The organism is Mesorhizobium sp. B2-2-3 (assembly GCF_006442405.1).
In the GTDB taxonomy this organism is placed as follows: domain Bacteria; phylum Pseudomonadota; class Alphaproteobacteria; order Rhizobiales; family Rhizobiaceae; genus Mesorhizobium.
In genome coordinates this window covers 44273-65589 of record NZ_VFWC01000017.1, presented here as the reverse complement: position 1 = coordinate 65589, position 21317 = coordinate 44273, and the positions used below count along the sequence as shown (strand labels likewise).

21 protein-coding genes are annotated in these 21317 nt (G+C 64.0%); 8 read left to right on the top strand and 13 right to left on the bottom strand.

Annotated features, from left to right (window positions below):
• Window positions 1-8: 8 nt before the first annotated feature.
• The gene (locus FJ951_RS25465) at window positions 9-1082 is read left to right on the top strand and encodes an ABC transporter ATP-binding protein (protein ID WP_140517938.1); all 1074 of its coding nucleotides are present in this window, start codon (window positions 9-11) and stop codon (window positions 1080-1082) included.
• Here the strand turns inward: FJ951_RS25465 and FJ951_RS25460 are convergent.
• From FJ951_RS25460 to FJ951_RS25440, 5 genes are all read right to left on the bottom strand, one after another.
• Window positions 1046-2356 (bottom strand): flavin monoamine oxidase family protein, encoded by a 1311-nt coding sequence (locus FJ951_RS25460; protein ID WP_181172280.1) that lies wholly within the window; start codon window positions 2354-2356, stop codon window positions 1046-1048. The two genes, FJ951_RS25465 and FJ951_RS25460, sit on opposite strands and share 37 nt — an antisense overlap.
• Window positions 2353-3429, bottom strand: coding sequence for an extracellular solute-binding protein (locus tag FJ951_RS25455; protein WP_140517903.1), 1077 nt, complete (start codon window positions 3427-3429; stop codon window positions 2353-2355). Before FJ951_RS25455 ends, FJ951_RS25460 begins: the two co-directional genes overlap by 4 nt.
• Before the next feature lie 110 nt (window positions 3430-3539).
• Complete coding sequence (locus tag FJ951_RS25450; protein ID WP_140517902.1) at window positions 3540-4640, bottom strand: ABC transporter substrate-binding protein; 1101 nt, start codon at window positions 4638-4640, stop codon at window positions 3540-3542.
• A 34-nt stretch (window positions 4641-4674) separates the two neighbouring features.
• Window positions 4675-5361: a transcriptional regulator BetI gene (betI, locus tag FJ951_RS25445; protein ID WP_224647079.1), complete on the bottom strand. Its 687-nt coding sequence runs from the start codon at window positions 5359-5361 to the stop codon at window positions 4675-4677.
• Window positions 5362-5388: 27 nt separating this feature from the next.
• On the bottom strand, window positions 5389-6189 hold the full coding sequence (locus tag FJ951_RS25440; protein WP_140517901.1) for a class I SAM-dependent methyltransferase: 801 nt from the start codon (window positions 6187-6189) through the stop codon (window positions 5389-5391).
• A 201-nt stretch (window positions 6190-6390) separates the two neighbouring features.
• Here FJ951_RS25440 and FJ951_RS25435 point away from each other — a divergent pair, with 201 nt between their 5' ends.
• The 4 genes from FJ951_RS25435 to FJ951_RS25420 are packed head-to-tail and all read left to right on the top strand — an operon-like array spanning window position 6391 to window position 11094.
• A complete protein-coding gene (locus tag FJ951_RS25435) occupies window positions 6391-8010 on the top strand; it encodes an NAD(P)/FAD-dependent oxidoreductase (protein WP_140517900.1) in 1620 nt (539 codons plus the stop codon).
• Window positions 7997-9562 (top strand): NAD(P)/FAD-dependent oxidoreductase, encoded by a 1566-nt coding sequence (locus FJ951_RS25430; protein ID WP_140517899.1) that lies wholly within the window; start codon window positions 7997-7999, stop codon window positions 9560-9562. Before FJ951_RS25435 ends, FJ951_RS25430 begins: the two co-directional genes overlap by 14 nt.
• Before the next feature lie 51 nt (window positions 9563-9613).
• Window positions 9614-10837, top strand: a complete 1224-nt coding sequence (locus FJ951_RS25425; protein WP_140517898.1) for an aminomethyltransferase family protein — start codon at window positions 9614-9616, stop codon at window positions 10835-10837.
• 2 nt (window positions 10838-10839) lie between these two features.
• Window positions 10840-11094, top strand: a complete 255-nt coding sequence (locus FJ951_RS25420; RefSeq protein WP_140517897.1) for a hypothetical protein — start codon at window positions 10840-10842, stop codon at window positions 11092-11094.
• A 5-nt stretch (window positions 11095-11099) separates the two neighbouring features.
• Here the strand turns inward: FJ951_RS25420 and FJ951_RS25415 are convergent, their stop codons facing one another.
• From FJ951_RS25415 to FJ951_RS25400, 4 genes are all read right to left on the bottom strand, one after another.
• A complete protein-coding gene (locus tag FJ951_RS25415; RefSeq protein WP_140517896.1) occupies window positions 11100-12158 on the bottom strand; it encodes a dipeptidase in 1059 nt (352 codons plus the stop codon).
• Window positions 12159-12311: 153 nt separating this feature from the next.
• Window positions 12312-12611 (bottom strand): GNAT family N-acetyltransferase, encoded by a 300-nt coding sequence (locus FJ951_RS25410; protein WP_140500600.1) that lies wholly within the window; start codon window positions 12609-12611, stop codon window positions 12312-12314.
• Window positions 12604-13233: an alpha/beta hydrolase gene (locus FJ951_RS25405; protein ID WP_140517895.1), complete on the bottom strand. Its 630-nt coding sequence runs from the start codon at window positions 13231-13233 to the stop codon at window positions 12604-12606. Before FJ951_RS25405 ends, FJ951_RS25410 begins: the two co-directional genes overlap by 8 nt.
• An 11-nt stretch (window positions 13234-13244) precedes the next feature.
• The gene (locus FJ951_RS25400) at window positions 13245-14177 is read right to left on the bottom strand and encodes a VOC family protein (protein ID WP_140517894.1); all 933 of its coding nucleotides are present in this window, start codon (window positions 14175-14177) and stop codon (window positions 13245-13247) included.
• 221 nt (window positions 14178-14398) lie between these two features.
• Here FJ951_RS25400 and FJ951_RS25395 point away from each other — a divergent pair, with 221 nt between their 5' ends.
• Window positions 14399-15964 carry an alkaline phosphatase family protein gene (locus FJ951_RS25395; protein ID WP_140517893.1) on the top strand — a complete coding sequence of 522 codons (1566 nt, stop codon included), beginning with the start codon at window positions 14399-14401 and terminating at the stop codon, window positions 15962-15964.
• Between the two features lie 30 nt (window positions 15965-15994).
• Here FJ951_RS25395 and FJ951_RS25390 read toward each other — a convergent pair whose 3' ends face one another.
• Window positions 15995-17305 (bottom strand): PRC-barrel domain-containing protein, encoded by a 1311-nt coding sequence (locus FJ951_RS25390; RefSeq protein WP_140517892.1) that lies wholly within the window; start codon window positions 17303-17305, stop codon window positions 15995-15997.
• A 276-nt stretch (window positions 17306-17581) separates the two neighbouring features.
• On the opposite strand from FJ951_RS25390, the gene FJ951_RS25385 reads away from it, so the two are divergent.
• Window positions 17582-18502, top strand: a complete 921-nt coding sequence (locus FJ951_RS25385) for a diacylglycerol kinase family protein (protein WP_140500595.1) — start codon at window positions 17582-17584, stop codon at window positions 18500-18502.
• 29 nt (window positions 18503-18531) lie between these two features.
• On the opposite strand, the gene FJ951_RS28550 is transcribed toward FJ951_RS25385, so the two are convergent.
• Window positions 18532-18705, bottom strand: a complete 174-nt coding sequence (locus FJ951_RS28550) for a hypothetical protein (RefSeq protein WP_181165417.1) — start codon at window positions 18703-18705, stop codon at window positions 18532-18534.
• 158 nt (window positions 18706-18863) lie between these two features.
• Here FJ951_RS28550 and FJ951_RS25380 point away from each other — a divergent pair, with 158 nt between their 5' ends.
• Window positions 18864-20396, top strand: coding sequence for an HWE histidine kinase domain-containing protein (locus FJ951_RS25380; protein ID WP_246671781.1), 1533 nt, complete (start codon window positions 18864-18866; stop codon window positions 20394-20396).
• 43 nt (window positions 20397-20439) lie between these two features.
• Here FJ951_RS25380 and FJ951_RS25375 read toward each other — a convergent pair whose 3' ends face one another.
• Window positions 20440-20904: a hypothetical protein gene (locus FJ951_RS25375; RefSeq protein WP_140500594.1), complete on the bottom strand. Its 465-nt coding sequence runs from the start codon at window positions 20902-20904 to the stop codon at window positions 20440-20442.
• Window positions 20905-20914: 10 nt separating this feature from the next.
• Window positions 20915-21241, bottom strand: coding sequence for a DUF883 family protein (locus tag FJ951_RS25370; protein ID WP_140517891.1), 327 nt, complete (start codon window positions 21239-21241; stop codon window positions 20915-20917).
• Window positions 21242-21317 lie beyond the last annotated feature (76 nt).

Sequence of the window (21317 nt, the reverse complement as noted above, 5' to 3'; positions counted from 1 at the left end):
AACGGACGATGATCGAGATCAACGGCGTCACCCGCAGCTACGGCGCCTTCAAGGCGCTCGACGATGCCTCCTTGACCATTCGCGAGGGCGAATTCTTCTCGCTGCTCGGCCCGTCCGGCTGCGGCAAGACCACGCTGTTGCGCATGATCGCCGGCTTCGACAACCCGACGAGCGGTTCGATTTCGGTCGGCGGCCAGCCGATGGAAGGCATTGCGCCCAATCGCCGACCGACCAACATGGTGTTCCAGAGCTATGCGATATTCCCGCATCTCAATGTCGAGCAGAACGTCGCCTATGGCCTGAAGCGGCTGAAGCTCCAGGGCGGCGAGGAGAAGCGCCGCGTCGTGGAAGCCTTGGCGCAGGTCTCTCTCACCGGCCTCGGCAAGCGTCTCGCCACCGAGCTGTCCGGCGGCCAGCGGCAACGCGTCGCGCTCGCCCGCGCGCTGGTGATGCGGCCCAAGGTGCTGCTGCTCGACGAGCCGCTGTCGGCGCTCGACAAGAAGCTGCGCGAACAGATGCAGGTCGAGTTGCGCCGCCTGCAGCAGGCCGTCGGCATCACCTTCGTGCTGGTCACCCACGACCAGTATGAAGCGCTGGCCATGTCCGACCGCATCGCCGTGATGTTCGGCGGCAAGATCGCGCAGGTCGCCTCGCCCAAGGAGATCTACCAGCGGCCGGTCAACCGCCAGGTTGCCGACTTCCTCGGCGGCATGAATTTCGTCAAGGCCGAGATCGTCGAGGAGAACGGCGGCTCGCTGGTCGTCGACACGCGGGGCTTCGGCCGTGTGAAGACCGACAAGCCAAAGGCCTTCGTGCGCAATGGCAGCGGCGCCACGCTCGGCATCCGCCCGGAGCGCCTGCGCGTGTTGTGGGACAACGCGACGGCCAAGTTCGAGGTTGCCGGAAAGGTGGTCGAACGCCACTATTTTGGCGAGATCACCCATCTGATCGTCGAGATCCCCGGCCTGGAAAAGCCGCTCTCTGTGACCGAAACCAACGATTTCGGCGCCGACGACATTCCGGTCGGCACTTCGATCCGCCTTGCCTACGATCCCGAAGCCCTGGTGGCGATGGCCGACTGAAGGTCGGCGACTATCTTGCGCGCGGCGATGCGCCCGGCAACGATCGCCCCTTCGACATAGCCGGGGAATGACGGCGACAGCTCCGACGATGCGAAATGAACAGGCGGCGCGCCGGCCAGGAGCACGGGCTCGGCATCGGTCGCGGCAACGTCGACGATGAGGTCGCTGTAGCCGCCGCCGCTCCAGCGGTCATGCGTCCAGTCGCGCTGGCTGAACTCCGCGATTTCGGCCGCGTCGGGGCCGAGGGCTTCCACCAGTTTCCCGGTCACTTCGGCGCGCAGTGCCGCCTCGCCGAGCTCACCCCAGCGCAGGGCGAGCGGGCCGCCGACGAAGACGACCAGCGCCGCGTGGCCTTCATCCGGACTGGCATCGCAGGCGAACAGCCCCGGCGGGTCGCGCCACATCACCATGCCGCTCAAGCCGCGGCGGCGCCAGAAGGCAGCGGGGTAGCGCACCAGCACCTTGATCACGGCGCCGCTTTCCCAGACGCCGAGTGCCTTCGCCAGGGATTCGGGCAAGGCGGGTGCGAAGCCCAGTTTCGCCACCATGACCGGCGGCACCGCGACAAGTGCCGCCCGCGCTTCAATGACACCCGCCGCCGAGACGATACGAACGCCTTGCGGTCCATGCTCGATGCACGAAACGGCTGCGTTGAGCCGCAGCCGGTCGCCGAGATCGCTGGCCAGGTCCTCTGCCACTGACTGCATCGTCTCGCGCAGGAAATACTGCAGCTCCGGCACCTCATTGGTGATGCGCCGATCATTGTCGATCAGGTGCCAGAGCGGCAGTTTCTCCAGCGCCAGGCACCACAGGCCTTCGATCATCGAGCGGAAGGCTGCCTTAACGGCATCGGCATCGTCCTGCCGGTCGAGCCAGGCGGCAACGGTCAGCCCGGCAATCGAGGGATCGTCCGGCGCGATCGCGTTCATCCGATCGCGGATCGCCATCGAACCAGAATAGGTTCGCTTCGCCTCGGCGGCGGAGATCGGCGGCTGGGCGATAAACGCGCCCTCGACATGGGTTTCGACCAGCATCTTGCCGCGCGCTTCGACAAGCGCCATCAGCTCCGGCATGTCCTCGCACAGGAACTGGCCGCCACTGTCGATGCGCTCGCCGGAACCGATCTCCGCCGACTCGACGCGCCCGCCGACACGGGCGCGCGCCTCGAGCAGCACGAAATCGACGCCGGCCTTTTTCAGCTCGAGCGCGGCCGACAGCCCGGTGAAGCCGGCGCCGATGATGACGACATCGGCTCTTGTGGACTCGCTGTTCAATAGCCGGCCTTGATCTTCTCGAACTCGGCGACCATGCGCTGCTTCAGTGCCGGCGGCACCGGCTGCTGGAACAGCGTCTTGTCGAGGAATTTGTCGAGATTGTCGAAGCCGCGGTCGGCCAGCACCTGGTGATCGACCGCGGCCATGCCGGCACCGTTGCCATGGCCGTAGCCGAAGGTCTTGACCATATAGTCCGACACCCCCGGCGCATTGACCGCGCTGAGGAAATCATAGGCCTGGTCGAGCTTGCCCGGCGCGTCCTTCATCAGTACATAGCCGCACACCCAGGTCGAGATGCCTTCCTTGCTGTCGCGGTTCATGGCGATCGGCAGGCCTTGCCCCTTCAGCGTCACATAGGTCTCGTTCCAGCCCCAGACGAGATCGACCTCATTGCCGATGAAGGCCTGGTTGAGATCGGTGTCGTCGGTCCAATAGAAACGGATGTTCTTGTGCACGTCGCGAAGGAAGGCGGACGCCTCCTGGAACTGAGCATCGGTCATCCTGGTCCAGTCTTTCAGCCCGATGACCAGGCTCGCCAGCGCATAGGCGTCGTCGACATTGTCGCCGATGGTGACGCGGCCCTTGAACTTCGGGTCGGCGAAGATCCTGAGCGATTGCGCCTGCTCCGGCGTCACCTTGTCGGTGCGGTAGAGAAGCGAGGTGTTGCCCCAGTCGAATGGCATGAACCACGCTTTGCCGTCGTCAGTGGTGGCGAGATCCTTCATCGCCATGATGCCGGGATTGAGGTCTTTCCAGCCTGCTATCCTCGACGTGTCGAGCGGCTGCAGCATGCCCGCCTCGCGCCACTTGACCACGCTTTGCGAACAGGGATGCGCGATGTCGGCCTTGAAGCCGGCTCGCATCTTTTCGAAGGCCTCGTCCTCGTCGCCGAAGAAGGCGAAGGTCGGCTCGGCGCCGTATTTGGCGGCATAGGCGGGGTGCAGCAGCGGGTCCTCATAGCCGGACCAGTCGAACACGACGAGGTCGCCGCCACCTTCCGCCCAGGCATAGACGGTGCCGGCGCCGATCACGCAGGCGACGGCAAGGGCAAGGCGGCGTAGCATTGGCTTCATGGTGCGAATTCCCCCGTCGCGAAAGGCTGCCGCGAGGTTATGAGAATTCGCCTCTCTTGGCGAGCCCGCCCGCCCACCATCTCCGCAGACGGGCGGGCGGCCGAACCGGCTCAATATCCAGCTTTGATCTTCTCGAACTCGGCGATCATCTTGAGCTTGAGCTGCGACGGCACCGGCGACTGGAACAGCGTCTTGTCGACGAATTTCTGCACGTCGTCATAGCCTTTTTCCTTCAGCACGGCCTGATCGACGCCGGCCATGCCCTTGGCGTTGGCCTGGCCATAGCCCCAGTCCTTGACCAGCACCTTGGCGGTTTCGGGATCGTTGACGGCGTTCAGATAATCATATGCCTTGTCGACATTGCCGGGCGCGTCCTTGAACAGCACATAGCCGCAGACCCAGGTCGAAATGCCTTCGTTAGTGTCCTTCTTGGCCGTGATCGGCACGCCGGCGGCGACCGATTGCACGGTGGCGTCGTTCCATGCCCAGGCAAGATCGACCTCGCCGCCGCTCAAAAGCTGCACCACGTCTGTTGTGTCGGTCCAGTAGGAGCGCACGTTCTTGTGCACCTGGCGCAGGAAATCCGACGCCTGTTTGAACTGGTCGTCGGTCATCTTGGTCCAGTCCTTGACGCCGATGGCGAGGCTCGCCAGCGCATAGGCGTCGTCGACATTGTCGCCGATCGACACCCGGCCCTTGAACTTCGGATCCGCGAACGCCTTCAGCGACTGCACGTCCTTGGCGTCGACCTTTTCGGAATTATAGGTGAGTTGGGTGTTGCCCCAGTCCCAGGGCATGAACCAGGCCTTGCCGTCCGCGGTCGTGGCGAGATCCTTCATCGCCATGATTCCGGGATTGAGATCTTTCCAGCCTGTGATCTTCGATGTGTTGAGCGGCCGCAGCAGGCCGGCCTCGCGCCATTTCACCACGCTCTGCGAGCAGGGATGGCCGAGATCGGCCTTGAAACCCGAGCGCACCTTTTCGAACGCCTCGTCCTCGTCGCCAAAGAAGGCGAAGGTCGGCGAATCGCCGTTCTTCTCGACATATTTCGGATGGAAGCTCGGATCCTCATAGCCGGACCAGTCGAACACGACCAGGTCCTTGTCGGCGGCAACCGCCAGGGCTGCGGCCGAGGCCGCCAGCACGCCGGTCAATGCCAGGGTCAATGTCAGGCGTCGGGCCAATGTCAGCCGCTGGATTGATGTCTTCATTGCTGTTCCATCCTCTTTTATTTTATCGATTGCTTCATGCCTTGCGACGGGTGGCGGCTGCTCCCTGGTAATGTTTGGGGAATGCGGCCGACAGGAATTCGTTGGCTGCCTGCAAGGCGCTCTCGCGGGTGGTGTCTTCGGTGCCCATCATCAAGCGCAGCCACAGCCCCTCCAGCATCGCGCTGAGCGCCAGCGCCATGACCTGCGGCTCGTAGTCATATCCGCCGCTTTGCTTGAGCGTCGCGCAAAGCTCGATGAAGATGTTCTGGTAGACGGCATCGCGGGCGCTGCTCAGCGCCTGGTAGGTCGGCCGCGACTTGGCCTCGCCCCAGAAGGCGCACCAGGCCGCCAGCTTGCGCTTGTTGCAGATCGAACGGTCGAAATCGGCCGCGACCAGGGTCCGCAACTGGTCGGCGGGGTCGTTCCCCGCTTTCTCCAAGGCATTGCGCCAATGCGCCGAGTACTCGTCATACATATGCTGCAAGGTCGCGATCAGCAGTTTTTCCTTGCTCTCGAAATGGAAATTGACGATGCCGCGCGACAGGCCCGCGCCATCGGCGACGTCGGCCATCGTCGTCTCCGAATAGCCGCGCTTGGCCAGCGAATCGATCGTCGCCTCGATCAGCTGAAGCTGCCTGACCTCCTTGGAGGCCTTGCGCCCGCGTTTCTCGGGTTCGCTCGATGCCTCGGCGGACTGCTCTTGGCGTGCTGCAATTTTCATGGGTGCGGTCATGCTCCACATCGCCGGCTAGCCGACCATCTTCGGTTTTTGCCCGCGAAGATGAGTGGGACGGTGCTCGCCACTGTCAAGCACCTTCTGCATGGCCTCCCAGGTTCGTATGTTCTTGTCGACATAGGCGGCGCCCACTGCCGCCGCGACCGTCGGATAGAGCGGCCCCTTCAGCCTTTCCAGTTCGCCCCGCGCCACCTCGCGGTACCAGGGATTGCGGTCGCGAACCGCGATCTCGGCAAAGCCCGCCTGGCGCATCGCCTGTGCGTAACGCGCCGGCGAGGCCATCGCGAAGGACAGCCCTTCGGCGGCGACATAGGCCTTCATCTCCGGTGATGGTTCGCCGTCATGCGAGATCATCCAGTTTGATGCCGCAAAGGCGCCGCCGGCCTTGAGCACGCGGAATATCTCCGCAAACAGCGCATCCTTGTCGGCGACATGCAGCAGCGCATCCTTGGAGAAGACGACGTCGAACGACTGATCCTCGAAAGGCAACCGCCCAGGCGGCGCCTGGATGAAGCTGGCGCGGTCGGCAAGCCCGCGGGAGGCTGCCCGGCGCCTGGCCGTTTCGATCACCGGCCGCTCGACATCGAAGCCGGTGACGTGCGCGGCGCCATGCCGTTCGACCAGATGCAGCGTGATGCCTCCGGACCCGCAGCCGATGTCGAGCACGGTCTTGCCTGCGAGCGAAAGTCCCTCGAGCACGCGGTCGACTTCGTCGGGCCCGCCCGGCGACAGGTAGCCGTCGCCCCACAGCGCCTCGAGGAAGCGGATGGCGGCTCCGTCGTACTCCGGCTCGGCCTCGGCCGTTTCGATCATCAACCCTCGATCCCCAATCGACGAATGTCCGTCTCGAACGCCTGCAAAGCCTAGCCCAGGTCTGGGAAAACGCAACATCATTTGTTGAACATTCATTCAATACGGCTGGACAAAACGACGACTACCGTGCCAAATTTCGCGCATTGAGGGGACGGATTACGCCAAAATGAACAGCGGATCGCATGGAAAGACTGGGCCAAAATGAAAGCTTGGGATGCGATCGTCATCGGCGGCGGACACAACGGACTGGTCAACGCCTGCTATCTCCAGCGCGCCGGGCTCGACGTGCTGGTGGTGGAGAAGAATCCCTGGGTCGGCGGCGCCGCCACCAGCCGGGAATTGACGTCGGGCTTCCTCTATTCCAACTGTTCCTATGTTTGTTCGCTGTTTCGCCCTGAAATCATGCGCGACCTCGAACTGCCGCGCTTCGGCCTGCAGGTTATTTCCTATGAGGGCGGCGCGGTGTTCACCAGGGATGGCGACTATCTCGCCAATTACCGGGACCATGATGCACACCGGCGCGAATTTGCGCGCTTCTCGAAACGCGATGCCGAAGCCTACGACCGTTATGCGCGCGACGTGACGCGCCAGTGCCGTTTCATCCAGCCGCTGTTGATGCGCACCGCGCCCGACCCGACCAGTCTGCGGCCGCGGGATCTGGGCGAGCTCCTTTATCTGGGCAAGAAATTCGCGGGCTTGTCGGCGGAGGAAATGGCGCTGACGCTGCGCTTCTGGACCATGTCGATCTCGGACTTCCTCGATGAATATTTCGAGACCGATGTCATCAAGGCCAATTTCGCTTTGTCCGGCATCATCGGCACGGCGCTCGGGCCGATGTCGCCCGGCACGGCTTATGTGCTGCTGCACCACTATATGGGCGAGGTTGACGGCTCGGTCGGCGCCTGGGGTTATGCGCGCGGCGGCATGGGCGCGGTGACCAAAGCGCTGGCGGCATCCTTCAAGGCGTCGGGTGGAACCATTCGCACCGGCGCCGAGGTCGACCATGTTCTGGTGAGCCGCGGCAAGGCCAAGGGTGTGGTGCTGGCCGGCGGTGAGGAGATCCGTGGCAAGCTCGTCGTCTCCAACGCCGACGTGAAGCGAACCTTCCTGAAGCTGGTCGAGGAAAAGGAACTGCCCGAGATTTTCCTGCGCCGGGTCAGGAACTTCAAGATCCGAGGCTCGTCCGGCAAGGTCAACATCGCGCTGGACTCGATGCCCGAATTCCCCGCTCTGCCGAAGGATTCGCCGGTTTATCGCGGCGACATGCATTTCACCGATTCGATGGAGCGCATGGAGCGCGCCTATGACGACTGGAAGGCCGGGCGCTGGTCGGCCGATCCTTTCCTCGACATGGTCATCCCGACGACGCTCGACCCGACGATGGCGCCGCCGGGAAAACACTTCATGAGCTGCTTCGTGCAATACGCGCCGCCCAAGGTGAACGGCCATGAATGGACCGACGCCGATCGCGACGGATTCGCCGAAAGCGTGGTTACGCAGATTGCCGACTACTCGCCCGGCTTTCGCGACCGCATCGTCCACATGGAGGTGCGCACGCCGCGCGAAATCGAGGCCGAGGTCGGGCTCACCGAAGGCAACATCTTCCAGGGCGAACTGACCTTCGACCAGCTCCTGTTCAATCGCCCGGTGCCGGGCTACGCGCAATACCGCTCGCCGGTCGGCGGGCTTTACATGTGCGGCTCCTCGACCCATCCCGGCGGCGGCGTCATGGGCGCGCCCGGACGCAATGCCGCGGCCGAGATCCTGCGCGATCTCGCAAGATCGACCTCGCATATGAGCCCGGCCCATGACGTCATATGATGCAATCGTTGTTGGCGGCGGCCATAATGGCCTCGTCACTGCTGCCACGCTGGCGAAGGCAGGGCGCAAGGTGCTGCTGCTGGAAGCGGGAGCCGAACTCGGCGGCGCCGCGCGCACGGAGGAATTCGCGCCGGGTTTTCATGTCTCGTCGATCGCCCATCTGCTGAACCGCCTGCATCCCGACGTGGTGAAGACGCTGGAACTGGAGAAGCATGGCCTGCGGATCACCCCAGACGACTTCGCGCCGTCGGTTGCGCTGTCGATGGACGGCTCCCCGCTGGTCCTGCACCGCGCCTATGGCGAAACGCTGAGCGGCGCAAGTTCGTCCGAGCAATCCGCGTGGAAGCAGTTGCGCGCGCAACTGCTGCGCTACGCCGGCATCCTCGAACCCTTCCTCTCGCGTCGTCCGCCCGATCTGGCCGGCATGTCGCTGCTGGAGGCGGCGGCGTTCGGCCAGACCGCTCTGACGCTGAAAAGGCTCGGCAAGGAAGATATGCGCGATTTCCTGCGTGTGCTCTTGATGAACGTCGCCGACCTGCTCGACGAGCAGCTTGCCGACAACAGGCTGAAAGGGCTGCTTGCCTTCGATACGACGCTCGGCAGCCATCTCGGTCCGCGCTCGCCCACCTCGCTGCTCGGCCTCTATTACCGGCTGGCCGGCGAGGTCGGCGGTGCGGCCGGCGCGCAGATAGTGCCGAAGGGCGGCATGGGCGCGGTGATCGCCGCCATCCGCGCCTCGGCCGAAAAGGCCGGCGTGAACGTCCGCACATCGGCGCCTGTCGCAAGGATCATTGTCGAGAAAGGCCGTGCCGTCGGTATCGCATTGGACAATGGCGAGGTGCTGCGCGCCAGGACGATCGTCTCCGCGACAAATCCGGCGACGACTTTGCTCGACCTTGTCGGTCCACGCGAACTCGACACCGGCTTCGTGCGCAAGGTGAACAACATCCGCATGAAAGGTGATGTCGCCAAGCTTCACCTGGCGCTCGACAGGCCGCCGCAATTCACAGGTGTCGATGCCGCCGGCCACAGGGGGCGGCTGGCTATCGCCCCCTCGCCCGATCATGTCGAGCGCGCCTTCAATCCATCCAAATACGGCGCGTTCTCGCCCGAACCGGTGATGGAGATCACGCTGCCCAGCCTCGCCGATCCATCACTCGCGCCCGACGGCGCCTGCGTGCTGTCGGCGGTGGTGCAATACGCGCCCTATGCTCTGAAAGAGGGATGGGGCGCCGGCAAGGCGAAATTCCTGGAGGCAATCATGGCTCAGCTCGAAGCCTACGCGCCAGGCATCGGCAAGACGGTGCGCCACACCGAGCTCTTGACGCCCGCCGACATCGAAACGCGCTACCGCATGCCGGGCGGCCACTGGCACCACGGCGAGTTGCAGGCCGACCAGATGCTGATCTCGCGCCCGGTCTCGGGCTGGTCCGGCTACGACACACCGCTCGACGGGCTGTTTCTCGCCGGTGCCGGTTCACATCCCGGCGGCGGCGTCTCCGGCGCACCTGGATTGAACGCCGCTCGACGCATCATTGCGATGAAGGGGTAAGGCGATGTTTCAGTTGGCGGCAGTCGCGTTCTACGGCGAAGGATCGCCAGCATGAATCAGCAACCATCATCCGCCCGCATCGCCGCCCAATCCCACTTCCGCACGTTGCGTCTCGGCACGCCTTTCCAGCCGCGCATCGATGCTCTGGCCAAGACCCAGGATTGGTACAACTGGGCGGGCTACCGCGCCCCCCATTCGCTGTGGGACGAGGAGCTCGAATATTTCGCCATTCGCAGCCAGTCGGCGCTCTTCGACATCTCGCCGATGACCAAGTACCGCGTCGAGGGACCGGACGCCCAGGCCTTCCTCGACCGCGTCACGCTGCGCGACGTGACCAGGCTGAAGCCGGGCCGCGTCCATTATACCGCATGGTGCGACGACGAGGGCTTCGTCCTCGATGACGGCACGCTGTTCCGGCTCTCGCCGATGCGGTTCCGGCTGTGCTCGCAGGAGCGGCATTTGCCTTGGCTGCTCGACAGCGCCATCGGGTTCGATGTGACGGTGGAGGAAGAGACCGAAGCCGTCGCGGGCCTGGCACTGCAAGGTCCGACCTCTTTCGCCGTGCTGCGTGATGCCGGTTTTGCCGATGTCGGAAAGCTGAAGGCATTCGACCTCGCCGAATTCCCGCATGATGGCGAAACCGTCACCATCTCGCGCACCGGCTTCACCGGCGACCTCGGCTATGAATTGTTCATGCCGGTCGACAAGGCGCTGAGCCTGTGGGACCGGCTGATGGCGGCCGGCGAACTGCGCGGCATCCGCGCCATCGGCTATACCGCGCTCAACCGCGCCCGGATCGAGGCCGGGCTGATCGTCGCCAATGCCGACTTCACGACAGCCGAACACGCCATCCGTGCCGACCGCTTGCGCATGCCCGACGAGATCGGGCTCGGCTTCATGATCGACCTGGAAAAGGCCCATTTCAACGGCCGTCGCGCCATCTTCGAGGGACGCGCCAAGCGCACGCTGCGGCATGTGCTGGTCGGGCTGGAGATCGAAGGCAACATCCCGGCCGAACACGCCATCGTCTATCACAGAAAAAGCCAGGAGGTCGGGCTGGTCAGCGCCGCCATGTGGTCGCCGATGGCCAAGCGCAACATCGCCATCGCTTCGCTGGCGCGACCACATGGTGATACTGTCGTCGACGACCTCTGGGTCGAGATCTACGCCATGCGCGAGCTGCAATACCAAAAGCTGATGAAGCGGGCCAAGGTGGTGCCGCGGCCGTTCATCAAGCTCGATCGTCGCACCGCCAATCCGCCGGCGGATTTCTGACCATGGGCGAGGAAGCCGACAAGCAGCAAGAAGAGGCGGCCGAACAGTGGGAACTGGTCAACACGCCACTCGGCGAAAAATGGTCGGGCCGCACACGCTATGCCGCCGCCATGTTCTTCTACAAGCGCGGCGAGATGAGCGCCGAGACGCTTGAGGTCTACCGCATCTGCGCGCGGCTCGATTCGGAAAACCCGCTGCCGATCATCCGCGACCGCGGCGTCGGCAAGGACTGGCTGAAGCGCATGGGGTTCGGCTGACCTGCCTATCCTATGGTTTTCTCCAGCATGGCCAGCCAGTTTCGGTAGGCGATCTTTTCGATCAGCGCGCGGCCGAAGCCGCGTGCGGCGAGCGCATCGATGAGCTTCGGCAGACCGGCGGCGTCGCCAATGACGGCCGGGATCATGGCTCCGTCGAAATCGGAGCCGAGGCCAACCCCATCCTCACCCAGCGCCTGCAGCAGGGAATCGATGTGGCGCACCATGATGTCGAGGCCGGTATCGGCATTCATCTTTCCGTCCTCGCGCAGGAAGCCGGTGGCGAAGTTCAGCCCGACCATGCCGCCGGTTTCGCGAATCGCGCCGAGCTGCCAGTCGGTGAGATTGCGTGAGTGGCCGCAGATCGCATGCACGTTGGAATGGGTCGCGACCAGCGGCGCATCGCTGAGCGCGGCGACATCGCGAAAGCCCTTTTCGTTGAGATGCGACAGGTCGATCATGATCCTGAGTTGGTTGCAGGCCTTGACCAGCGCCTTGCCGGCATCGGTCAAGCCGGGACCGGTATCGGGCGAGGACGGAAAGCGGAACGGCACGCCATGGCCGAAAGCGTTCGGGCGGCTCCAGACGATGCCGAGAGAGCGCAAGCCGGCGGCATGCAGCACGTCGAGCATGGTGAGTTCGGGATCGATCGCCTCGACCCCTTCGATATGGAATACCGCAGCGATCGAGTCGCGCGCCATGGCGCCGCGCACATCTGCGGCATTGCGGCAGACGCTCAGCGCTCCGGCCCGTTCCAGCCTGAACAGGATCGAGGCCATCGCAATCGTCGAGGCCAGCGCATCGCTGTGCGGGAGTTCGGGCGGCAAAGGCTCGGCATCGCTGGGCGTCGACGGGACAGCGCCGCGCCGGCCTCTCTCGACAGGGGGCGGGAAGATCGCGAACATGCCGCCGGCAAACCCGCCGGCCCGTGCGCGCGGCAGGTCGATATGGCCGCCCGATTTCCCTTCCATGAACAGCTTTTCGACGTCCGGGTCTTTCGACTGATAGAGTCTGAGCAGCGTGTCGTTATGGCCGTCGAAGACGGGAACGAGATCGGTTTCGGTCATGAAGGGATCATTCGGTTCGATGTGTCGCACGCCGCCCGCGATATATCATATCTACTTAGGCAAGATGGGCCGAGCGTGCAAATGCCAAAGCCGTGCTGGCCTATCACACTGTTTTACTCCCGCGGGTCCCGACTGGTAAAGCGCCGGCTGATCCTACCCCTTCAGCACGTCGGCCCACTCCGGATGACGGCGGAACTGGGCGTTGGCGAAGGGACAGAGCGGGATGATCTTCTTGCCCGCCGCGCGCGCATCCTCGACGGCGCGGGTGACGAGCCGAAGCCCGGCACCCTGGCCGCGAAACGCGTCGGGTACTTCGGTGTGGTCGATGATGATCTGGTGCTCGCCGATCCTGGTGAAGGTCATCTCCGCCTCGGCGCCGCCCGGACCACGCAGCACGTAGCGGCCCTTGGAACCACGATCTTCGAGTTCGATCTCCGGCAGTTGGTCAGGCATCACTTACTCCTTGGGCCACGCCGGCAAGGAGCCGCCGCGCCGCCTCGATTTCGTTCGGCCGCACTTCGTGCCCGCCTTCATGCCACTCCACTGTGACATCGGCGCCATCGGCGCGCAAATAGGCTTCGAGCCGCGAAGTCAGGTTCGGCGGACAGATCGGATCCCGCCTGCCGGCGGTCACCAGAATGCGGCGCCCGGCAAGACTGCCGTTCACCTCCGGTTCGAACGGGATCAGCGGGTGCATCAGCACCGCCGCGTCGAACAGGTCAGGGGCTTCGAACAGCAGCGACGCCAGGATGTTGGCGCCGTTGGAGTAGCCGAGAGCGTGTATCGCCGACGGCTTCGCCGCTGCTATCTGCGCCTTGACGAAGCCCGCCATCTTCCGAGTCGCGCGCGCCAGGTCCTGCATGTCATAGACGCCCTCGCCGGTGCGACGGAAAAAGCGCGCAGCGCCTTGTTCAGACACATCGCCGCGTGGCGAGATGATGGTTGCCTGGGGCGCGAGATCGCGCCCCAGCGAGACGAGCTGGCCCTCGTCGCCTCCGGTGCCATGGAAGACGAAGAGCAGCGGACCGCCCGGCGAACCGGGCAGCACCTTGTGGATGTAGCTGTCTGTGCTCATGACCCCGCCCCTCAGTCTTCCAGCTTCTGCAGATGCTTTTCGAGATAGGGCCGCAGGTGCTGATGCTGCGCCGGCAGCTTCAAGGCTTCACCGAGATGGGCGGTGTCCTCGTCGCGGTCGAAGCCCGGCTCGTTGGTGGCGACTTCGAACAGAACGCCGCCCGGCGTGCGGAAATAGATCGCCCAGAAGTAATCGCGGTCGATCACTGGCGTCACCTGGTAGCCGGTATCCATCAGCGCCTTGCGCACTTCGAGCTGCCTGGCTCGATCCTCGACGGCGAAAGCGACGTGATGGACCGAGCCCGCGCCGAGATCGGCAAAGGCGGCACCGGGTAGCGATTCGATGTCGACGACGTCGGCGCCATTGCCGTTCCTGATCGCCAGCCGCCTGACATTGCCGGATTTGTCGAGCTCCTCATAGCCCATGAACTTCAAGAGTTCCTCGGTGGCGCCGCCATCCTTCAGGCGCAGCGACACGGAGTGAAAGCCCCGGATCGCCTCGTCGGCGGGAATGCCGCCCTTCACCCATGGCGCGCGCGTGTCGGCCCTGTCCTCGACGAGCGCGAAACCGTCGCCGTCCGGTCCGGCGAAGGCCAGACGCTTCTCGCCAAAGGTCTCTTCGCGCGACAGGCCGGCGATACCTTCCTCGGCGAAGCGCCTTTCCCAATAGGCGAGCGTGCCTTCCGGCACCGAATAGGCGGTGGTGCCGACTTCGCCGACGCCGTGACGGCCCTTGCCGATATTGGGAAACGGAAAATAGGTCATCACCGAACCCGGCGTGCCGAGCTCGTCGGCATAGTAGAGGTGGTAGACGTCGGGCGCGTCGAAATTGACCGTTTTCTTGACCCGGCGCAGGCCGAGCTTCCCAGTGAAGAACTCATTGTTCTGGCGGGCATCGCTGGCCATCGAGGTGACGTGATGCAAACCCTTGATCTGGTCGAGCATGAGTGCTGCTCCCTTGTTCTATTGCGGCCCCTGCCGCTGTCCTCGCCAATATGAGCATCGGCCTGTTCCCGTCAAAGGCGACAAAGACGGGATGGACTGTACTCTGGAAGTGAACAATCGAAAGCAGTTTGTTCACCGAACCACCAGCAGCCCGGGCTTGCGCCGGGGCGGGATTTCGGTTCCATGAGCGACGCTCGCACATTAGCCAAGGATTATCGCCAGTGACCGGAAAAGGCAGGCGTCCGAACGTTCTCCTGATCACCTGCGACCAATGGCGCGGCGATTGCCTTTCGGCGGCCGGCCATCCCCTGGTGAAGACGCCGAATGCCGACGCATTGGCAGCGGAAGGCGTATTGTTCAAGCGGCACTATGGCGGCGCGGCACCCTGCTCGCCGGCCCGTGCCTGCCTCTATACCGGCCTCTACCAGATGAATAACCGGGTTTGCCGCAACGGCACGCCGCTCGATGCCCGTCACGGCAATATAGCGCTTTCGGCGCGCGCGCTGGGCTACGATCCGACGCTGTTCGGCTACACCGACGTATCGCTGGATCCGCGCCGGCTCGCTCCGGCTGATCCGCGGCTGCGAAGCTATGAAGGCGTGCTTCCTGGTTTCACGGTGCGCCAATTGCTGCCAGAGCATCAGAAGCAGTGGCTGTCATGGCTGGGAATGCAGGGCATCGATACCGACGCCGGCTCCCCCGCGATCCATCGACCGGCGAACGGGGCAGGCGACGCCGGCTCCGTGACGACTGCGCCGCCCGTCTATTCGAAGGAGCAGACGCCGACGGCTTTTCTTGCCGGCGAATTCATCCGATGGCTGGGCGAACAGGATCATGCCGCGCCCTGGTTCGCGCATCTCTCTTTCATCAGCCCACATCCGCCCTTCATCGCGCCTGCACCATACGACGCGATGTACGACCCCGCCGACGGCCCCGGCTTTCGCCGCGCGGCAGGCTGGCAGAAAGAGGCGGACAGCCATCCCTATCTCGCCTACGATTTCGGCAGGCAGAAAAAGCACAAGTTTCGACCTGGCGCCGCCGGCAGCGTACATGACTGGAGCGAGGATGATTTCCGCCGCATCCGCGCGATCTATTACGGCATGATCTCGGAAGTCGATGCGCAGCTCGGCCGTATCTGGCAGGCGGTCAAGACGGCGGGCGCGTGGGACGACACGGTCATTGTGCTTACCTCCGACCATGCCGAGATGATGGGCGACCATTTCATGCTGGGCAAAGGCGGCTTCTTCGACGCCAGCTATCATATCCCCCTGGTCATCCGCGACCCACGTCACGGCCACACCGCAGGCGTGGCCGTCGACCGCTTTACCGAGGCGGTGGACATATTGCCGACCTTGCTCGACCTGCTGGGCGGCGAACCGGCGCCGCACCTCGACGGTCACTCGCTGCGGCCGTTCATCGCCGGCGAGGAGCCGTCGGACTGGCGCGACGCCGCGCATTGGGAATTCGATTTTCGTTCGATCGCGGAAGGCGAAGCCGAACGGCATTTCGGCCTTGCCTCGCGCCAGTGCAATCTCGCCGTGATCCGCACGGAAAAATTCAAATATGTGCATTTCGGCGGCGGCCTGCCGCCATTGCTGTTCGACCTGGAGAAGGATCCCGCCGAGCTCGCCAATCTGGCCGCCGATCCCGCCTATCTCCCGATCAGGCTCGAGTTCGCCGAACGGCTGCTTGCCTGGCGGGCCGAACATCTCGACCAGTCGCTGACGCTGGCGGAGCTGACCAGGGATGGCATTGTGGGCTATGCAAGTAGGGCAGTAGGGGAATAGGGAATCCCTATTGCCCTACTGCCGTTGTTGCTATCTCACGATCATCCGCTGCTGCTCGCGGTTCTGCGCATAGCTGCCTTTGTCATAGGCGGCCTGGGCCTCGAGCTGCTCCTTGGTGAAGGTCGTGTAGAGATATTTGTTACCGTCCTTGTCGGTCATGAATTTCAGGTTGTCCATGCCGACGGCGACTTCCTTCTCGCCGACGCCGAGGAAACCGCCGACATCCACGATGACCGCGTCGGTCTTGTTGTCGGGCGTCAGCACGACATCGCCGATCTCGCCGACCTTGACGTCGTTGGCGCCATAAACTGTGGTACCCTTGAGATCGTCGCCCCTGACCTCGCCGACAGGCATTTCGGTCAGTTTGGATTTGTCGATCGCTGCGGTCTTCGTCTGGTCGGGAGCGGTCGCATCAGGCGTGGAGGCGGACGGGGCCTGCGCCGTCTTGTCCATCGGAGCCGTATTGGTTGTCGGCGCGACGGCCGGGGTGGACGCAGCAGGTGCGTTCGATGCCGTCGTGACCGGAGCCGGATCATAAGCCTTGCGGTTGAAGTCCGGCAATGCCTGCAGCTCTTCCTTGGTGGTTTGGGCCACCAGCCAGCGGTCGCCGTTTTTCTCGGCCCACTGGGCCTTGCCGAAATCATACGTGACGTTCTTCTCGCCGATGCCGAGGAAGCCGCCGACGCCGATGACCAGTGATTGCGCCTTGCCTTCCTTGGTCAGGACGATGTCGTTGACGTTGCCGATGTTCTGCGCATCGTCGCCGGTCCCGTTATAGACGCTCTCACCGATGATATTGGTGGCGAGATTGCCGTCGGCGCGCTTCACCGGTTCCGCCGGAGCCGCGTTCATGTCGACTGGCGCCTGGGCGGTATCGCTCGGCGCGGATGTTGACGGCGCCTGTGCCGCTGTCGATGCGGCCGGTGCCGGAGCATAGGGCTTGGTGTCGAACTCCGGCTGCGCCGTCAACTGGTCCTTGGTCGTCTGGGCGACCAGCCAGCGGTCGCCGTTTTTCTCGGCCCACTGCAGCTTGTCGTAATCGAACGCGACATTCTTCGTCCCGACGCCCAGAAAGCCCCCGACGCCGATGACTATGGATTTGGCCTGACCGTCCTTGTCGAAGACGATGTCGGTTACTTTGCCGATATTCTCGGCATTGTCGCCGGTGCCGTTATAAACCGATTCACCGATGATGTTGGTGGCGATGCTGCCCTCGGCGTGCACCACAGGAGCGGCGGGTTGCTCCGCGCCAGGCGCAGCCGGTGTCGGAGTTGTCTGCGCATGCGCGCCCGTCGCCACGAACATGGCAAGAGCAGTCGTGGCTAAAAGATTGCGGATCATGATGGTGTCTCCTCGTGCCTGATTTCATGCATGCCGCACCGGCCTCCGCCGTCACCGGCGACGGGCGAACGCGGCATTCGCCTGATCACAACGTCGTGACTGCGCCCATTGTTCCGACAAAAGCCAGGACGCATATTCTCCGCACACGCGGCTCGCAACTTGCGTCCTGCAAAGGGAAATTCGCCGCATCATCCGGAACCTTTTTGCCACTTGCGCCGTTCAGCCGACGGCTGGAGCTTCTCCGGCTCGGAGTTTTTTTGAGAACACGGAGGGGACATGCGGTTTGCGGCGGTGCTGAACCGGGACGGTGGCACCTTGCGCACCCTCGACCTGGATGGCTTTCGCGATCGCATGCGCGACCTGCTGGAGGCAGCAGGCCATTCCATCGATATCGACGTGGTTGCCGGCAAGGACATCGTGCCGGCATTGGACAACGCGGCTTCGCGTCGCGGCATCGACGTGGTTCTCGCCGGCGGCGGCGATGGCACGATATCGGCGGCGGCGGCGCGGCTGATGGGCAAGAAAAAGGCGCTGGCCATATTGCCCGCAGGCACCATGAACCTCTTCGCGCGCGGGCTCGGCATCCCGCAGACGCTCGATGCGGCTTTGCGATCCTTCGCCGATGGCGAGGTGATGGCGGTGGACATCGCCACCGCCAATGGCCGGCCTTTCGTGCATCAGTTCTCGATCGGCATGCACGCCAAGATGGTGCAGCTACGCCAGAACATGGAGTTCGGCTCCCGGCTGGGCAAGATGCGGGCATCCGCGAAAGCGGCTTGGCAGACGATCAAGAATCCGCCGGCGATGACGGTCACCCTGACCATTGGCGAGGCCGAGATCACGGCGCGAACCACCGGCGTCGGCGTCACCAACAACCTGTTTGGAGAGGGTCACCTGCCCTTTGCCGACAATCCGGCGGGCGGCGTGCTCGGCATTTATGTCACCGTCGCGCGGCAGCGCGCCGAACTGGTCAAGTTCTTTTTCAACGTCGCGCGTGGCAAATGGCGTGACAATGAACATGTCGAAATCCATCAGACAGAGCGGGCTGTGCTGAAGATCCGGTCGGCGGCCAGGAAATACCGCGCCGTCCTCGACGGTGAACTTATCAAGCTCGAGGACGAAATTACCATCGAAATCCACCCGGGCGCCTTGAACGTGCTGGTGCCGCGGCACGCCATGCGGGCAAAGGCGGCCTGATGCAGGGGCAGCCGACGAGGAACAGAAGTCTAGCCGCTCGGAGCGCTGCCTTGTTCGGTGGTCGGGGATTTCGTGTACTCGCCGTAAATCTCGACGATGCCCCAAACGACAAAGGCCAGGAGAAGTCCCGCAATCAGGATCCGCAAGCCGTGCCAGCCCCAGTGTCCCTGACGCGCTTTGTTTTCAGGAATGGTCTTGGGCATAGCCGGCCTCGATGCGATGTGGACGCGTTGAGCGTCTCTGGCAAAACATCTTCGGGTAACGGTTCCTTGCTACGAAGGTTCCGCGTTTGGCCAAGCCCTTCGCCGGCAAGTCGGGAAGGCGAAGTCGGAGGGCTCGCGAGGAAGCGTTGGGGGCGCTGGTGAACAAGGCGGCGAAATTGGCGCCGGGCCTTCCGGCCGAAGTAATGCACGTCGTCAACGACGCCGGCCGGCTGGCCGTGCTGCACGGCTTGCAGGCGCTGGATACGATGGCTGACGCCGACTTCGACGGCGTCAGCCGCCTTGCCGCGGCCGCCATGCGCGCACCGATCGCGCTGGTTACGCTCGTCGACGTCGAGCAGCAATGGTTCAAGTCGCGTGTCGGCCTGGACGAGATCGAGACCGCAACCGACATCTCCTTCTCCGCCCATGCGATTGCCGCGGGCGGCGAACTGATGGTGGTACCCGACGCGACCTTGGATCCGCGTTTTAAAGCCAACTCACTGGTCACGGGCAAGCATCACATCCGCTTCTTTGCGGGCGCGCCGGTGACCGTCGCCGGCGCCAGGATCGGAACGCTCTGCGTTTTCGACCGCAAGCCCCGTCCCTTTCCATCGCGCGTCAGGCTCGACCAGTTGAAGGCGCTGGCCGGCCTAGCCGCCAGCCTGTTCACGCTGAAGGATGCGACGCGCAGCGGCGCCATCGCCGAGGCAGCGCTGGTTCGCGAAGAAAAACGGCGCGCCATAGCGCTCGACGCGGCATCGCTTGCCAGCTGGGCCTGGGACATCCGCACCGACATGATCGAATGCGATGGTTTGCTGCCGGAATTGTTCAATCTGCCGCGATCGAACCGGTTGCGGGCGCGCGACATCCTGATGGCAATAGATCCACGCGACGTCTATCAAACCGAAACCCGCTTCCGCGACGCCTTGGCCGGCGGCGACGACTATTTCGGCGAGTACCGCGTGAAAGGCTTCCATCCACCCCGCTGGCTGGCGACGCGCGGCCGCGTCATCGAGCGCGATGGCGACGGCAAGCCGACGCTGATCTTCGGGGTCAATTACGACATATCCGAACGCAAGCTTGGGGAGGAAAGGCAAAGGCTGCTGCTTCGCGAACTCAATCATCGCGTCAAGAACACGCTGGCGACCGTTCAGGCGCTGGCGACGCAGACCGTGCGCCATGCCCGGCAGCCGAGCGCTTTCCTGGAAGCCTTCGGCGCCCGGCTCCAGGCACTCGGCATCGCCCATAATCTGCTGTCCGACCGGGAATGGCGCGGCATCGGCATCCATGAACTCGTCCAGATCGAGGTGAGGCCCTTCGACACCGCCGAGCAACTGCGCATGACGATCACCGGTCCCGATCTGTTGCTGTCGCCGGACCAGGCAGTGGGGCTGGGCCTGATCTTGCACGAACTGGCCAGCAACGCCCTGCAATATGGGTCGCTGTCGGCGACATCCGGCAAGGTCGATCTGAGCTGGAAGACACAAGGCAGAAAAAGCGACCGGCGCCTTGTCTTGACCTGGCGCGAAAGCGGCGGTCCTGCGGTTGCCCCGCCCGAGCGGCACGGTTTCGGCTCGATCCTGATCCGCCGCAGCCTGGCCAAGGTCATCTCCAGCGAAGTGGCGCACGAGTTCCGGCCGGAAGGCGTCTTTGCCGAAATATCCATGCCGCTGGAGGATCTCTCCAAGTGACCGGCCCACCTTTAATCCGGGCCCAGCCTTCATCCGGTCAGCCTCAATCAGGATCGCCGCCAGCCGGCCCGCCGGGACCTGGTTTCACGTTCTCGCGGTAGATGGCATAAGCCGCCAACGCCACGGCGGGACCGAGAATGGCCCCGAGGCCGCCCTTTCCCTTGAGCAGCGCCGGCAGAGCGGCCAGTGCGGCGGTGACCCCGATTGCCGTCATGTCCGCCTTGCGCCGTTCTGCCCGGCGCCGTGCGCGCGAGCCGGCCGAGAAGCGATAGATCAGCAAGATCAGGCCCGCGACGATCAGAAAGCCGACGCCGAATCCCAACGCCGCAGCGAGCGGCCCATAGCGGTCCGCAGCCCAGATATAGCCGGCCCCGATCAGGAAGCCGAGACCGCACAGCGCCGCAAGCGCGGCAAGCGCATAGACAATTGCAGCCGTGCGCGCGCGGCGCATGGCTGCAACGGTTTCGCCCGAAGCCAGGCCCGAGACAAGGGAAGCCAGCAATCCCATTTGAGCGGGACTAGCGGCGCGCCAGGAGCGCAAACAGGAAGCCGACGCCGGCGGCGATCGCCAATGAAGTCACCGGCTTCTCGCGCACGCTTGCCGCTATCTGCGCCTCGATATCCCTGGTGTTGCTGCGCAGGCTGTCAAAGGCTGCCTCGCCTTGGGCGCGCAGATGCTCGACACCTTCGGCGGCGGCACGGCGGGCGGTGCCGTATCCATGCTCGCCTGTCTTGGCCAACTGCTTCGTAAGCTTGTCGATATCGGCCTTCAACTGCCTGATATCGGCTTCGAGGTCCGAGTTCGCCCGCGCTTCGCTTGCGTTCTTTCCTGCGGCAGCTGCCATCGCTTAACTCCCTGTGATTGCTGTGGTTTCAACGCGCTGCATGTCTCAAGGTTCCGAGCCCCTCGGATAAACGGGC

What these genes read in the sequence shown, in the direction of transcription:
- FJ951_RS25465 (WP_140517938.1), top strand. Translation starts at nt 9, where the DNA reads ATGATCGAGATCAACGGCGTCACCCGCAGCTACGGCGCCTTCAAGGCG.
- FJ951_RS25455 (WP_140517903.1), bottom strand. Translation starts at nt 3,429, where the DNA reads ATGAAGCCAATGCTACGCCGCCTTGCCCTTGCCGTCGCCTGCGTGATC.
- FJ951_RS25450 (WP_140517902.1), bottom strand. Translation starts at nt 4,640, where the DNA reads ATGAAGACATCAATCCAGCGGCTGACATTGGCCCGACGCCTGACATTG.
- betI (WP_224647079.1), bottom strand. Translation starts at nt 5,361, where the DNA reads ATGAAAATTGCAGCACGCCAAGAGCAGTCCGCCGAGGCATCGAGCGAA.
- FJ951_RS25440 (WP_140517901.1), bottom strand. Translation starts at nt 6,189, where the DNA reads ATGATCGAAACGGCCGAGGCCGAGCCGGAGTACGACGGAGCCGCCATC.
- FJ951_RS25435 (WP_140517900.1), top strand. Translation starts at nt 6,391, where the DNA reads ATGAAAGCTTGGGATGCGATCGTCATCGGCGGCGGACACAACGGACTG.
- FJ951_RS25430 (WP_140517899.1), top strand. Translation starts at nt 7,997, where the DNA reads ATGACGTCATATGATGCAATCGTTGTTGGCGGCGGCCATAATGGCCTC.
- FJ951_RS25425 (WP_140517898.1), top strand. Translation starts at nt 9,614, where the DNA reads ATGAATCAGCAACCATCATCCGCCCGCATCGCCGCCCAATCCCACTTC.
- FJ951_RS25420 (WP_140517897.1), top strand. Translation starts at nt 10,840, where the DNA reads ATGGGCGAGGAAGCCGACAAGCAGCAAGAAGAGGCGGCCGAACAGTGG.
- FJ951_RS25415 (WP_140517896.1), bottom strand. Translation starts at nt 12,158, where the DNA reads ATGACCGAAACCGATCTCGTTCCCGTCTTCGACGGCCATAACGACACG.
- FJ951_RS25410 (WP_140500600.1), bottom strand. Translation starts at nt 12,611, where the DNA reads ATGCCTGACCAACTGCCGGAGATCGAACTCGAAGATCGTGGTTCCAAG.
- FJ951_RS25405 (WP_140517895.1), bottom strand. Translation starts at nt 13,233, where the DNA reads ATGAGCACAGACAGCTACATCCACAAGGTGCTGCCCGGTTCGCCGGGC.
- FJ951_RS25400 (WP_140517894.1), bottom strand. Translation starts at nt 14,177, where the DNA reads ATGCTCGACCAGATCAAGGGTTTGCATCACGTCACCTCGATGGCCAGC.
- FJ951_RS25390 (WP_140517892.1), bottom strand. Translation starts at nt 17,305, where the DNA reads ATGATCCGCAATCTTTTAGCCACGACTGCTCTTGCCATGTTCGTGGCG.
- FJ951_RS25385 (WP_140500595.1), top strand. Translation starts at nt 17,582, where the DNA reads ATGCGGTTTGCGGCGGTGCTGAACCGGGACGGTGGCACCTTGCGCACC.
- FJ951_RS28550 (WP_181165417.1), bottom strand. Translation starts at nt 18,705, where the DNA reads ATGCCCAAGACCATTCCTGAAAACAAAGCGCGTCAGGGACACTGGGGC.
- FJ951_RS25375 (WP_140500594.1), bottom strand. Translation starts at nt 20,904, where the DNA reads ATGGGATTGCTGGCTTCCCTTGTCTCGGGCCTGGCTTCGGGCGAAACC.
- FJ951_RS25370 (WP_140517891.1), bottom strand. Translation starts at nt 21,241, where the DNA reads ATGGCAGCTGCCGCAGGAAAGAACGCAAGCGAAGCGCGGGCGAACTCG.